Consider the following 13,360-nt stretch of genomic DNA (forward strand, 5'->3'; position numbering starts at 1 on the left):
CCTCCATTGACGACCGCCGCGGCCCGGTCTTAGCTTGCCAGGAAAACCGACCGGTCGGTACGGCCCCGCCGTCCCCGAGGAGGCCCCGCCCCATGCCCTCAGTCGAGACCGCCCGCGGACCCGTCGACACCGGCTCCCTCGGCCGCACCCTGATGCACGAGCACGTCTTCGTCCTGTCCGCCGAGCACGTCGCCAACTACGGGGCGGGCTCCTGGTGGGACGAGGAGGAACGGGTCGCCGACGCGATCGCCAAGCTCCGCGAGCTGACCGGCCGGGGCATCACCACCATCGCCGACCCCACCGTGTGGGGACTGGGCCGCTACATCCCGCGCATCAAGCGGATCGCCGAGCAGGTCCCCGGCCTCAACATCATCGTCGCGACCGGCCTCTACACCTACAACGACGTGCCGTTCCAGCTGCTCTACCGCGGCCCCGGCACCCTGCTCGGCGGCCCCGACCCGCTGGTCGCCGACTTCGTCCGCGACCTGACCGAGGGCATCGGCGACACCGGCGTGCGGGCCGCCTTCCTCAAGTGCGCCGTCGACACCCCCGGCATGGTCCCGGGCGTGGAACGGGTGCTGCGGGCCGTCGCCGCCGCGCACCGCGAGACCGGCGCGCCCGTCACCGTCCACACCGCGAGCTCCGCCGGGACGGGCCGGCCCGTCGTCGACCTGCTCGGCAAGGAGGGCGTCGACCTGGGCAAGGTCGTCATCGGCCACGCCGGCGACTCCAACGACCTCGACTACCTCAAGGCGCTCGCCGACACCGGCGCCCTCCTGGGCATGGACCGCTTCGGCCTGGACGCCTACAACTCCACCGCCGAGCGCGCCGGAACCGTCGCCGCCCTGTGCGCGCAGGGCTACGCCGACCGGATGGTGCTCAGCCACGACGCCAGCTGCTACATCGACTGGTTCGGCCCCGACCCCGACGGCCTGCGCGGCATGGCCCCCAACTGGAACTACCGGCACATCAGCGACGACGTCCTGCCCGCGCTGCGGTCGCTGGGCGTCACCGAGGCCCAGCTCGACCAGATGCTGGTGGAGAACCCCCGGCGCTACTTCTCCCCGTAGAAGATCGGGAGCGCCCGGCGCGGGTAGATCGTTCAATGTGACGACCACCTGAGGTGTCACCGGCACGGCCGGAGGAGGCACGGAGTGGACCAGACCCCCGAGCGCCGGGGACCGGGCGGCTGCGCCGGATGCCTGCTGATCCTGGCCGTCCTCGCCGCGATCGTGGCCGTGCTCGCCGGCCGCCCGCTGCTGGAGGGCGGCCCGGAGGAGGCCGCGCCGCCGATGCTGACCGCGCCGGCCTCGCCGTCCCCGGCCCGGACGGGCGACGCCAGGCCCTCAGGCCGGCGGCCCGGCGTCGTCAACATCGACACCGAGCAGGGCCTGCGCATGACCCGCGCCGCCGGGACCGGCATCCTGCTGGACGGCTCCGGACTCGTCCTCACCAACAACCACGTCATCCAGGGCGCGACCCGGATCCGCGGCACCGTCACCGACAACGGCCGCCGCTTCACCGCCGACGTCCTCGGCTACGACAAGTCCGGCGACATCGCGGTGATCCGGCTGCGCGGCGCCGCCGGGCTGCGCCCCGCCGCCTTCGGCGACTCCACCCGCGCCGTCCCGGGCGACCCCGTCACCGCGGTCGGGAACGCGGGCGGCAAGGGCGGCTCCCCCCGCGCCGTCACCGGGACGATCATCGCGCTGGGCCGGCAGATCACCGCCACCGACCAGAGCGACGGCAGCGCCGAACGGCTCACCGAGATGATCGAGACCGACGCGCCCATCCGCCCCGGCGACTCCGGCGGCCCGCTGCTCAACTCCACCGGGGAGGTCATCGGCGTGAACACCGCCGCCTCCGCCGGGTTCCAGATGGAGCAGAACGGCGCGCAGCGCGGCTTCGCGATCCCGTCCAACCGCGCGCTGACCGTGGCCCGCCAGATCCAGCGCGGCGAATCCTCCCCGACCGTCCACATCGGCAAGACCCCCATGCTCGGGGTCGAGGTCCGTTCCGTGGGCCCGCGCTCGACCGGCAACCCCACCCCGGCCCCCGCCGCCTCCGGCGCCCTGATCTCCGGCCTCATCCCCGGCGGCCCCGCCGAGGCCGCCGGCCTCCGCCGGGGCGCCGTCATCGTCGCCCTCAACGGGCGCCCGGTCGTCTCGCCCAGCGCCCTGACCGACCTGCTCCTGCTGCACCGGCCCGGCGACACCGTCCAGGTGGCCTGGACCGACACCGACGGCCGCAGCTACACGACCCCCGTCCTCCTCGCCGAAGGCCCTCCCCAGTAGGGATCAGCGGGTGAGGCGAGGGAGGGCGGCGGCCTGGCGGATGGCGTGTTCGGGGCGGTGGGCGGTGGTGCCGCCGTCGATGACGATGGTCTGGCCGGTGATGCAGCGGGCCTCGGCGGAGGCCAGGAAGGCGACCAGGGCGGCCACGTCCTCGGGCTCGCAGGCGTCGGGCAGCAGCCGTTCGGCGGCCTTCTCCGCGAGCCGGGCGGGGGTCATGGCGCGGCGCGCCGCCTCGGTGAGGACCAGGGCGGGGGCGACGGCGTTGCAGCGGATGCCGCGCGCCCCGTACATCGTGGCGACGTAGCGGGTGAAGGAGACGAGGCCCGCCTTGGCGGCGCCGTAGGCGGCGTGGTCGGTGTCGCCGACCAGGGCGGACACCGAGGTGGTGTTGACCACGGCCGCGCCCGCCTCCATGTGCGGGACGGCGTGCTTGACGCACAGCATCGCGCCGCGCAGGTCGACGGCGAAGGTGCGGTCCCAGACCTCCACGTCCATCTCGGTGAGGTCGAGGTCGCGGCCGTAGACGTCCGGTGACAGGACGGCGGCGTTGTTGTGCAGGACGTCCAGCCGGCCGTGCGCCGCCAGGGCCGTGGCGACCATGGCGCGGACGTCGTCCTCGTCGCCGACGTCGGCGGTGGCGGCGCGGGCCGTGCCGCCGTCCTTCACGATCAGCGCGGCGGTCTCGGCGGCGGTGTCGGGGTCGACGTCGGCGGCGGTGACGGCGGCGCCCTCGGCGGCCAGGCGCAGGGCGCAGGCGCGTCCGATGCCGGAGCCTGCCCCGGTGACCAGCGCGGCGCGGCCGGCGAACCTCATCGCTCGTCCCACTCGACGGGGAGGGACTCCAGGCCCCGGCCGACCATGCTCCTGCGGTAGGCGGGGGCGGCGCCCGGGGCGAGGCGGAGGGTGGGGAGGCGGGTGGTGAGGCGTTCGAAGGCGATCTCCATCTTGAGGCGGCTCAGCGCGGCGCCCACGCAGTGGTGGACGCCGTAACCGAACACCATGTGCTCGCGGGCGTTGGGACGGCGGACGTCGAAGCGCTCGGGGTCGGGGAAGACGGTCTCGTCGTGCCCGGCCGAGTCGGCGTGCAGGAGCACCTGGACGCCGGCGGGGATCACCGTGCCGTGCAGGGTCACCTCGCGGGTGGTGGTGCGGAAGCTGCCCAGGCTGGCGCCGTCGGCGCGCAGGCTCTCCTCGATCATGCCGGGGATCAGCGCCGGGTCCGCGAGGAGCTCCTCCCACACGTGGCGCTCGCGGAGCAGCCGGTGGACGGCGTTGGACAGCCCGTTGGGCACGGTGTCGTTGCCGCCCAGCAGCAGCGCGCTGATCGTCTCGACCACCTCGCGGTGCGAGAGGTCGGTGCCGATGAGCCCGGCCATGAGGGAGACGAAGTCGTCGCGGGGCTCGGCGCGGCGCTCGCTGACCAGGCGGTCGACGTAGTCGAGGTACTTGAGGAAGTCCTGGGCGAGCTCGCGCTGGCGCTCGGGCGGCTGCGGCGACAGGAACAGCTGGAACCAGGACGTCACCCAGTGCTTGACGCGCTCCTCGTCCTCGGGCGGGACGCCGATGAAGACGGCGGCGAGGCGGGCCGAGGGCAGGTGGGCGATCGCGGCGGTGAAGTCGGCGCCGCCCTCGGGGACGACGGCGTCGAGGACGGCGTCGAACTCGGCGCGGAACCGGTCCCCGAGGCGGGCGACGGCGCGGGGCGTGAACGCGCGGGAGATGGCCCGCCGCATGCGGGTGTGCTTGGGCGGGTCGACGTTGGCGGCGAAGTCGTCCAGGAACGAGCGGTGCTCCCCCAGGGACTCCTTGACCTCGTCGGTGAGAGTGCGGGAGATGGTGAGGGAGCCGATGCTGGAGTAGGTCTCGTGGTCGCGGTAGGCGGCGCGCACGTCCGGGTGGCGGGTCAGCACCCACATCCGCAGGTGGTCGCTCCAGAAGACGGGATGGTCGTGGCGGAGGCGCCGCAGGAACGGGTAGGGGTTCGCGACGTGCCACTCGGCGGTGACGTCGAAGTCGGCGGCGGTCTCGGGGACGGTCACGGACGGCCTCCGGTGAGGATCGCTCGGGGGTTGGCGACGAGCATCTGGTGGATCTGGTCCTCGGTGACGCCCGCGGCGCGCAGGGCGGGCAGGACGTCCCGGGAGATGTGCAGCAGGTGGTAGTTCGGGTGGCGCCGTTTCACGACCTCGACGTCGAAGCGGTCGTTGAAGCAGTAGGAGTCGTGGGAGAGGACCATGCGCCCGGCGTGGCCGCGCTCGCACATGGCGGCGACGGTGGCGACCCGGTCCTCGAACGAGGTGAACTCGATACCGAAGCGGTCCATGCCGAGGTAGGAGCCGCCCGCGGCCAGTTCTTCGAGGTAGCCCAGGTCGGTGGAGTCGCCGGCGTGCCCGATCACGACGCGGGACAGGTCGACGCCCTCTTCGGCGAGGAGTTTCTGCTGGTCCAGGCCGTTGCGGGTGGCGGACTCGCTGTGCGTGGTGATCGGCACCCCGGTCTCGCGGTGGGCGCGGGCGACGGCGCGGATGACCCGTTCGACGCCGGGCGTGATGCCCTGGCGGCCGGTGGCGCACTTGAGCATGCCCGCCTTGACGCCGGTGCGGCCGATGCCCTCGGTGATGTCGCGGACGAAGAACTCGGCGAGCCGGTCGGGGCCGCCGAAGAGGGTGCCGGGGCCGCGGTTGCCGAAGTAGGGCGGCAGCGCGTCGTAGGTGTAGAGGCCGGTGGCGGCGACGATGTTCAGGCCGGTCTGCTCGGCGACGCGCTGCACGGCGGGGAGGTACCGGCCGAGCCCGATCACGGTGAGGTCGACGATCGTGTCGATCCCGGCGGCCTTGAGCTCGTCGAGCCTGGCGGCGGCCTCGCGGGCGCGGGCCTCCAGGTCCCAGCCCTCGGGGATGTCGGGCCAGTTCCACAGGATCTCCGGGCTGAGCCCGAAGATGTGCTCGTGCATCAGGGTGGCGCCGGGGTCGGCGATCGGCCCGCGGACGGTCTCGACGCTCATGACGCCTCCACGACGGGGAAGAGCGGATGGTCGAACGGCTCGTTGACCGTGAGCCCGAGGCCGTCGGTCTGCCCGTACGGGGCGCCGGTGTAGAGGGCGGCGGCGTCGAAGTAGGTCGCGGTGAACGACAGCCGAGGCCGGTCGCGGCCGTTGGCGGGGGCGCCGTGGATCACCAGGCTGCTGTGCACGGTGGCGTCGCCCGCCGCCATGTCGAAGGGCGCGGACAGCTCCAGGTCGGCCAGCCAGGGGTGCTGGCCGAGGGCGTCGTCCCCCTCGCGGACGAAGCTGCGGCCCAGCGGCCCGTAGAGGTGGGAGCGCTCGTAGAAGCGCAGGGCGCCCATGTCGGCGGGCACCTCGTCGAGGGCGAGCCAGACGGTGAGCATCGCCGAGCGGTCCATGGGCATCCAGGGGAAGTCCTGGTGGAAGACCGTCGCGCCGTGCCCGTCGGCGCCCGCCGGCTCCTTGATCAGGAGGTTGGTGACCTGGAGGCGCACCGCGTCCACGCCGACCAGCAGCCGGGTGACGTTGCGGGCCAGCGCCGGCGCCGTGGCCAGGGCGCCGAACGCCTCGTCGTGCCGGGCGATGTCGCGGTCCTGGCCGAACGCCCGGTCGACGAAGCCGTTGCGGAAGGCGCCGCGGCGGGCGGCGAGCCGTTCCAGGGCGCGCTCACGCAGGCCGGCGACGAAGCCGGGGTCGACCAGGCCGGGCAGCCGGGCCCAGCCGCGTTCTCGGAAAGCGGCGACCTCCGCGCCGGTCACCTCGCGTACGGGGGCCTGCAGAACCGGTACACCCATGGGCGCCGTCCCTCACACCGAGTCCCTGTCCTGTCGGGACGGTAACGCCACACCACCATGGCGAGCAAGCGCTTGGTATCAGTGTCGGCGTGCCGAGCACGGCACAACGGATGCGACAGTGGAGGACGCGCACGACCACGGAGGGTGGGTGACATGAGCCGGAAGGCCCCTCAGGAGGACTTCGACGACAGCGGCCTGCAGGTGACCGGGCCCAAGGACTGGGCGGCCGGGGTCCCCGGCGTCACGGCCGCGCTGCGGCAGTCCTACGACCAGATGGGCGCCGCCCGCACCGCGCTGGCCCTGCTGCGCGTCAACCAGAAGCAGGGCTTCGACTGCCCCGGCTGCGCCTGGCCCGAGGGCGACAAGCGGCACCTCGCCGAGTTCTGCGAGAACGGTGCCAAGGCCGTCGCCGAGGAGGCCACCACCCGGCGGATCACCCGCGAGTTCTTCGCCCGCCACAGCATCACCGAGCTGGCCGGGCGCAGCGACCTGTGGCTCGGGCAGCAGGGGCGGCTGACCGAGCCGATGCTCAAGCGCGCCGGGTCCGACCACTACGAGCCGGTGGCCTGGGACGAGGCGTTCGACCTGCTCGCCTCCGAGCTGAACGCCCTCGCCTCCCCCGACGAGGCCGTCTTCTACACCTCGGGCCGCACCAGCAACGAGGCCGCCTTCGCCTACCAGCTGTTCGTGCGCGCGTTCGGAACCAACAACCTCCCCGACTGCAGCAACATGTGCCACGAGTCGTCCGGCTCGGCACTGAACGAGACGATCGGGATCGGCAAGGGCTCGGTGCTGCTGGAGGACCTCCACAAGTCCGACCTGATCTTCGTCGTCGGGCAGAACCCCGGCACCAACCACCCCCGGATGCTGTCGGCGCTGGAGGAGGCCAAGAAGGCGGGCGCGCGGATCGTCGCCGTCAACCCGCTGCCCGAGGCCGGGCTGATGCGCTTCAAGAACCCGCAGCGCCCCTCCGGGGTCACCGGGCGGGGCACCGCGCTGGCCGACCGCTACCTCCAGATCCGGCTGAACGGCGACCTCGCCCTGTTCCAGTCGCTCAACCGGCTGCTGGTGGAGAAGGACGCGATCGACCACGCGTTCATCGCCGAACACACCGCCGGCTTCGAGGCCCTCAAGGAGCACCTGACCGGCCTGGACTGGGAGGAGGTCCTGGAGGCCACCGGCCTGACCAGGGCCGACATCGACGCCGTCCTCGGCGACGTCCTGGGGGCCGAGCGGATCGTGGTGTGCTGGGCGATGGGCCTCACCCAGCACCGCAACGCCGTCCCCACCATCCGCGAGGTCGTCAACTTCCTGCTGCTGCGCGGCAACATCGGCCGTCCCGGCGCGGGCGTGTGCCCGGTGCGCGGGCACTCCAACGTGCAGGGCGACCGGACCATGGGCATCTTCGAGCGCCCGGCCGCCGCGTTCCTGGACGCCCTGGCCGCGGAGTTCTCCTTCGAGCCGCCGCGCGAGCACGGCCTCGACACCGTCGAGGCGATCCGGGCCATGCGGGACGGCCGGGCCGGGGTGTTCCTCGGCATGGGCGGCAACTTCGTCCGCGCCACCCCCGACTCCGCCGTCACCGAGGCGGCGATGCGCCGGCTCCGGCTCACCGCGCACGTGTCGACCAAGCTGAACCGCTCCCACACCGTGACCGGGGAGCGGGCGCTGATCCTGCCGACGCTGGGCCGCACCGAACGCGACGAGCAGGCGGCCGGCGCGCAGTTCGTGTCGGTCGAGGACTCCATGGGCATGGTGCACGCCTCCCGCGGCCGCCTCGCCCCGGCCGGGCCGAAGCTGCTGTCGGAGGTCGCGATCGTCTGCCGCCTCGCCCGCGCCGCGCTCCCGGCCTCGGGCATCGACTGGGCCGCGATGGAGCACGACTACGACGTGATCCGCGACCACGTGTCGCGGGTCGTGCCCGGCTTCGAGCGCTTCAACGAGCGGATCCGCGAGCCCGGCGGGTTCACGCTGCCGCACGCGCCGCGCGACGACCGCCGCTTCCCCACCGCCACCGGCAAGGCCAACCTCACGGTGAACGGGCTGGAGGTGCTGCGCGTCCCGGAGGGGCGGCTGCTGCTCCAGACCGTCCGCAGCCACGACCAGTACAACACCACCGTCTACGGCATGGACGACCGCTACCGGGGCGTCAAGGCCGGCCGCCGCGTCGTGTTCGTCAACCCCGATGACCTGGCGGCGCTGGGCCTGGCCGACGGCGCGACCGTCGACCTGGTGTCGGAGTGGTCCGACGGCGTGGAGCGGCGGGCGACCGCCTTCCGGATCATCTCCTACCCGACGGCGAAGGGCTGCGCGGCGGCCTACTTCCCCGAGACCAACGTGCTCGTCCCGCTCGACAGCACCGCCGACATCAGCAACACCCCCACCTCCAAGTCGATCGTCGTGCGGCTCGAACCGGCGGAGGCGGCGGGCACGGCCTGACCGGTCGTCGCGGGGCCGGACGCTGTTCTAGGCTCGGGCCATGACAGCGTCCCAGTCCCCGGCCGAGCCCGAAGGCGCCGGCTCCCCGTCCCACTTGCCAGAGCTGCGCGCCTCCGACGCCGACCGGGACCGCGTGGCCAACGTGCTGCGCGACGCGGCGGGCGAGGGGCGCCTCACCCTGGAGGAACTCGACGAGCGGCTGAACGCGGTCTACTCGGCCAGGACCTACGCCGAGCTGGAGCCGATCACCCGCGACCTGCCCGTCCCGGACGGCGCCCCCGCCGCCCCGGTCGCCGCCCACCGGGCCGCCGGACCCGCGGCCGACGCCCCCAGCTGGAAGACCGGCTTCGGAATCCTGGCCGCGTTCCAGCGCCAGGGCGTGTGGACGGTCCCGAAGAACTTCACCGCGTTCGCGTTCTGGGGCGGCGGCAAGATCGACCTGCGCGAGGCCCGGTTCGCCGAGGGCGAGGTCCGGATCCGGGCCTTCGCGATCATGGGCGGGATCGAGGTGATCGTGCCCGACGACCTGACCGTCCACGTCAAGGGCCTGGCCATCATGGGCGGCTTCGACCAGCGCGCCAGCGGCCCCGGCACCCCCGGCTCCCCCAAGGTCATCGTGTCCGGCCTGTCCTTCTGGGGCGGCGTCGACGTCAAGCGCAAGGCCCGCCGCGAGCAGAAGAAACTCCGCAAGGAGCAGCGGCAGCAGGGCGAGATCGAGTAGTCCGTCTCATCGCGGGGGCGCGAGCTTGCTGCCGGGGTAGGGGCTGAGGAGGGTCTCGCGCCAGGGGCCCTCCAGGTACTGGCGGGCCGTCTTGCGCCAGCTGATCAGGCGGTGGTCGGGGTCGGTCTCGTCGTCCATGCCGAGCGCGGCGTCCCGGGCGCGCTGGAGTTCCAGGTGGGCGTCGATGTCGGTGCCCCAGAGGGTCACGGCCTCGGTGTCGCAGAACTGCACCTCGTACGAGCCGACCAGGCGGTGGCCGTGATCGGCCAGGATCGGGGCGCGTTCGCGGCGGACGGCGTCCAGGTAGTCCAGCGCGGCGCCGGGGCGCACCTGGGCGCTCTCGAAGAGGTAGAGCGGGGCGGCGTAACCCTCCGCGAGCAGGTCGGCGACGGCGGGCGAGCCGGGGGCCGCGCCCAGCGGACGGGAGAACGCGCCGTGCCGCAGGTCGTCGATGTCGGACAGGAACAGGTTCTTCTGGACGTCGTCGTAGATCTCCAGCATCTGCCGCCAGCCGCCGTCCCAGCCGCCGTGGCAGTCCCACAGGGTCACCACCTTGAACTGCGGGTGGCCGGTGATGCCGACCGCGTAGAAGGCGCCGACCAGGTCGATCTCGCGGGAGCGGATCGACATGCCCGCGGTGAGCTCGTGCGCGCCCGCCTCCAGCCGGTCGTCCTCGCGCTTGTACTCGGTGAGCCAGCGCAGGTACTCCAGCGGCCTGCGCGAGTTCATCGGGTGGAACTCGACCTCTTCGAGCAGGTAGATGCCGCGGCGCATGAAGCCTCCCAGACCCGACCCAAGCGGTTGCTTGGTCGGGACACTAGCCGCCCCGGCGCGCCGCTACAAGACCGAGTCACACGGGCCGGCTACACGGGCAGCGGCGGCCGGCGGCCCTGCCAGGGGCGGGCCCGCTCGAAGGCCAGGCAGGCGTCCAGCACCGGCCCGTCGGCGTGCCGCGGGCCCACGACCTGCAGCCCGACCGGCAGCCCGTCGGCGGTGAACCCGCACGGGACGCTGGCCGCGGGCTGCTGGGTCATGTTGAACGGGTAGGTGAACGGCGTCCACCCCGTCCAGCGCTCCTTCCCGGCCCAGGGCCCCTCCGGCGGCGCCACGCGGCCGGCCTCGAACGCCGCGATCGGCATCGTCGGGGTGAGCAGCAGGTCGTACTGCTCGTGGAAGCGGCCCATGATCCGCCCCAGCTCCATCCGCCGGGCCGTCGCGTCCAGGTAGTCGGACGCCGAGTACCCCGCGCCGAGGTCGCAGACCTCGCGCAGGCCCGGGTCGAGGGCGGCGCGCTCCTGCGGCCCGAGGTGCTCGACCACCTTCGCCGCGCCCGCGAACCACAGCACCTCGAACTCGGCCACCGGGTCGTCGAAGCCCGGATCGACCTGCTCCACCTTGGCGCCCAGCTCGGCGAAGACCTCCACCGCCGCCTCCACCAGCTCGGCGACCTCGGGGTCCACCCGCGCGAACCCCAGGGTCGGGCTGTAGGCGACGCGCAGCCCGGACACGTCCCCGCGCAGCGGCGAGAACGGCGCGTGCGGCGGCGCCAGCGCCGACCAGTCCCGGCTGTCGAACCCGGAGATCACGTCCATGAGCAGCGCCGCGTCCTCGACCGTCCAGGTCATCGGGCCGACGTGGGCGAGCGTCCCGAACGGGCTGGCCGGGAAGTGCGGCACCCGGCCGTAGGTCGGCTTGAGCGCGAACGTCCCGGTGAACGAGGCCGGGATGCGCACCGAGCCACCGCCGTCGGTGCCCAGCGCCAGCGGGGCCATCCCCGCCGCCACGGCCGCCCCCGCGCCGCCGCTGGAGCCGCCCGGGGTGCGGGAGAGGTCCCACGGGTTGCGGGTGATCCCGGTGAGCGGGGAGTCGGTGACGCCCTTCCACGCGAACTCCGGCGTGGTCGTCTTGCCGACCGGGACCGCGCCGTGCTCGTACAGGCGGGCCACCGAGGGCGCGTCGTCGGGCCACCGCTGGCCGGGGCTGATCGAACGGGAGCCGCGCAGCGTCGGCCGCCCCCGGGTGAGCAGCACGTCCTTGATCGACACCGGTACCCCGTCGAGCAGCCCCGACGGCTCCCCGCGCCGCCACCGCTCGGCGGACGCGCGCGCCGCCTCCAGCGTCCACTCGGGCTCGACCAGGCAGAAGGCGTTCAGCTCGGGATCGGCCCGCTCGATCCGGGCCAGCACGGCCTCGGCGGCCTCGACCGGGGACAGCGCGCCGGTGCGGTAGGCGGCCAGCAGCTCGGTCGCGGTCAGGTTCGCCGGGTCCGCGGTCCCGGTGCCCTCGGTGCCGGTCATCGATTCCCCCCAGGGGTAGCGGCGGTGGTCAGCGCGGTGGTCAGGAGGAGGCCGGGGCGCCCGAGCCGACGTAGCCGAGGCGCTTGTCGACGACGTTGCGCAGCGGCCGGCCGTGGACGCGGCGGTCGAGGTTGTCGGCGAACAGCCGGACCAGTTCGTCCCGCCAGCCGACGATGTCGCCCGACATGTGCGGGGACACGATCACGTTGGGCAGCTCCCAGAGGGGGGACGGGGACGGCAGCGGCTCGTCCACGAAGACGTCCAGCGCGGCGCCCGCGATCTCGCCCGTGCGCAGCGCGCCGACCAGGTCGTCCTCCACCACCAGCGGCCCCCGGCCGATGTTGATCAGCCGTGCGGTGGGGCGCATCGCCCGCAGCGCGGCCCGGTCGATCATGCCGCGGGTGCGGTCGGTGAGGGGTGCGGCGAGCACGGCGTAGTCGGCCTCGGCCAGCGCCTCGTGCAGCCGGTCGTCGGGCAGCACCTCCCCCAGGTCGGGATCGCCGGACCGGGCCGTGCGCCCGATCCCGCTCACCCGCAGTCCCGCCGCCGTCAGCGTGCGGGCGATGGCCCGCCCGATCGGGCCGGTGCCGACGACGACCGCGCGGGCGCCGGCGATCGGCTCGGTCTCGCGGTGCCGCCACACGCCCTCGGCCTGCAGCCGCAGGGTGGTGTGCAGGTCCTTGGCGAAGCAGAGCACCAGTCCGAGGACATATTCTGCGATGGGCCGGTCGAAGACCCCTCGCGAGTTGGTGACGATGGTCTCACTGTCGACCAGGGCAGGGAACAGCAACCGGTCCACCCCGGCACTGGCGATGTGCACCCAGGGCGGGGCGTCCTCGGCGGGCCAGGCGGCGGCGACCGCCTCGGTCCAGAAGTCGTACACGAACAGCACGTCGGCCCCCGGGAGCGCCTCCGCCAGGCCGTCCTCGCGGACGTAGCGCACGTCGGCGGCCCGCTCGACCGGCTCCATCCCCGGCGGCCGCGCGTCCCCCCGGAGCACCACCACCTGGGGCGGCCGGGAGGTAAGTGGCTGGGCAGGCTCCATCGGCTCACTCTCTGGGGTCGCTCAATTAACTAGAACGCAACGTGGGGAGGCATTGACACGCTAGGAAGCCTTCGTAGGATTGTCAACAATCAGCGCGGGGCATCAAACCACCGGGTCACTCGCCAGGCGGCCCGCGTTGATCGTGCTGCAAGACCGTCGCAACCGTTCCAAGGCCAGGGCGGATCCCAAGGCGCTCTAATCGAAAGAGTCCTCTCGGGTGAGCGACGCGTCGCCCACCCCTGTGCCCGGGGAGGCCGGCATGCCCAAGCTCATGACCATCACGCTCGAGCGCCGTGGCGTCTCCTGCGTCGCGGAACTGCTCGAGAAAGACGCCCCCAGGACGTGCGAGGCGGTCTGGGAGTCCCTCCCCCTCGGGGGCGAGGCCTACCACGCCAAGTACGCCCGCAACGAGGTCTACACGATGGTCGAGCGGTTCACCGACGAGGCGGTGGGCCAGGAGAACCCGACCGTGACCCCGATCCCCGGCGACGTGGTGTTCTTCGACTTCCACGGCGGCATGCTCGACCGCGGCTTCAAGGAGGAGAAGAACATCCACGAGCTGCCCGGCGTGATCGACCTCGCCATCTTCTACGGGCGCAACAACCTGCTGCTCAACGGGGACGTGGGCTGGGTGCCCGGCAACGTCTACGCCACCATCGTCGAGGGCCTCGACCGCATGGCCGAGGCGTGCAACGACGTGTGGCGCTCCGGCGGTGTCGGCGAGCGCCTGGTGTACGCACGGCACGGCGGCTGAGCGGCGGCCGGG

At 73.3% G+C, this 13,360-nt stretch carries 12 protein-coding genes; 5 read left to right on the top strand and 7 right to left on the bottom strand.

Going from position 1 to position 13,360, the window contains the following annotated elements; all coding sequences use genetic code 11:
- The first annotated feature begins 92 nt into the window (after window positions 1-92).
- Both ACZ466_RS04270 and ACZ466_RS04275 read left to right on the top strand, forming a co-directional pair.
- Window positions 93-1,070: a phosphotriesterase family protein gene (locus ACZ466_RS04270; protein WP_378282143.1), complete on the top strand. Its 978-nt coding sequence runs from the start codon at window positions 93-95 to the stop codon at window positions 1,068-1,070.
- A gap of 84 nt (window positions 1,071-1,154) precedes the next feature.
- Window positions 1,155-2,294, top strand: coding sequence for a S1C family serine protease (locus ACZ466_RS04275; protein WP_378282142.1), 1,140 nt, complete (start codon window positions 1,155-1,157; stop codon window positions 2,292-2,294).
- 3 nt (window positions 2,295-2,297) lie between these two features.
- Here the strand turns inward: ACZ466_RS04275 and ACZ466_RS04280 are convergent, their stop codons facing one another.
- From ACZ466_RS04280 to ACZ466_RS04295, 4 genes are read right to left on the bottom strand one after another with little or no spacing between them, the layout of a single operon-like run.
- On the bottom strand, window positions 2,298-3,107 hold the full coding sequence (locus ACZ466_RS04280) for an SDR family NAD(P)-dependent oxidoreductase (protein WP_378282141.1): 810 nt from the start codon (window positions 3,105-3,107) through the stop codon (window positions 2,298-2,300).
- On the bottom strand, window positions 3,104-4,333 hold the full coding sequence (locus ACZ466_RS04285) for a cytochrome P450 (RefSeq protein WP_378282140.1): 1,230 nt from the start codon (window positions 4,331-4,333) through the stop codon (window positions 3,104-3,106). Before ACZ466_RS04285 ends, ACZ466_RS04280 begins: the two co-directional genes overlap by 4 nt.
- Window positions 4,330-5,298, bottom strand: a complete 969-nt coding sequence (locus tag ACZ466_RS04290) for a phosphotriesterase family protein (RefSeq protein ID WP_378282139.1) — start codon at window positions 5,296-5,298, stop codon at window positions 4,330-4,332. Before ACZ466_RS04290 ends, ACZ466_RS04285 begins: the two co-directional genes overlap by 4 nt.
- A complete protein-coding gene (locus ACZ466_RS04295) occupies window positions 5,295-6,092 on the bottom strand; it encodes a phytanoyl-CoA dioxygenase family protein (protein ID WP_378282138.1) in 798 nt (265 codons plus the stop codon). The genes ACZ466_RS04290 and ACZ466_RS04295 overlap by 4 nt, the downstream gene beginning before the upstream one ends.
- Window positions 6,093-6,245: 153 nt before the next feature.
- On the opposite strand from ACZ466_RS04295, the gene ACZ466_RS04300 reads away from it, so the two are divergent.
- Window positions 6,246-8,531 carry an FdhF/YdeP family oxidoreductase gene (locus ACZ466_RS04300; RefSeq protein ID WP_378282137.1) on the top strand — a complete coding sequence of 762 codons (2,286 nt, stop codon included), beginning with the start codon at window positions 6,246-6,248 and terminating at the stop codon, window positions 8,529-8,531.
- A gap of 40 nt (window positions 8,532-8,571) precedes the next feature.
- A complete protein-coding gene (locus ACZ466_RS04305; RefSeq protein WP_378282136.1) occupies window positions 8,572-9,252 on the top strand; it encodes a DUF1707 SHOCT-like domain-containing protein in 681 nt (226 codons plus the stop codon).
- 6 nt (window positions 9,253-9,258) lie between these two features.
- Here the strand turns inward: ACZ466_RS04305 and ACZ466_RS04310 are convergent, their stop codons facing one another.
- The 3 genes from ACZ466_RS04310 to ACZ466_RS04320 form a co-directional block, all read right to left on the bottom strand.
- Complete coding sequence (locus tag ACZ466_RS04310) at window positions 9,259-10,026, bottom strand: hypothetical protein (protein ID WP_378282135.1); 768 nt, start codon at window positions 10,024-10,026, stop codon at window positions 9,259-9,261.
- An 89-nt stretch (window positions 10,027-10,115) separates the two neighbouring features.
- Window positions 10,116-11,549: an amidase gene (locus tag ACZ466_RS04315; RefSeq protein ID WP_378282134.1), complete on the bottom strand. Its 1,434-nt coding sequence runs from the start codon at window positions 11,547-11,549 to the stop codon at window positions 10,116-10,118.
- 40 nt (window positions 11,550-11,589) lie between these two features.
- A complete protein-coding gene (locus ACZ466_RS04320; RefSeq protein ID WP_378282133.1) occupies window positions 11,590-12,594 on the bottom strand; it encodes a D-2-hydroxyacid dehydrogenase in 1,005 nt (334 codons plus the stop codon).
- 271 nt (window positions 12,595-12,865) lie between these two features.
- Between ACZ466_RS04320 and ACZ466_RS04325 the strand changes: the two genes are divergently transcribed.
- Complete coding sequence (locus tag ACZ466_RS04325) at window positions 12,866-13,348, top strand: DUF3830 family protein (protein ID WP_378282152.1); 483 nt, start codon at window positions 12,866-12,868, stop codon at window positions 13,346-13,348.
- Window positions 13,349-13,360: the final 12 nt, after the last annotated feature.

The organism is Actinomadura rugatobispora (genome assembly GCF_055379765.1).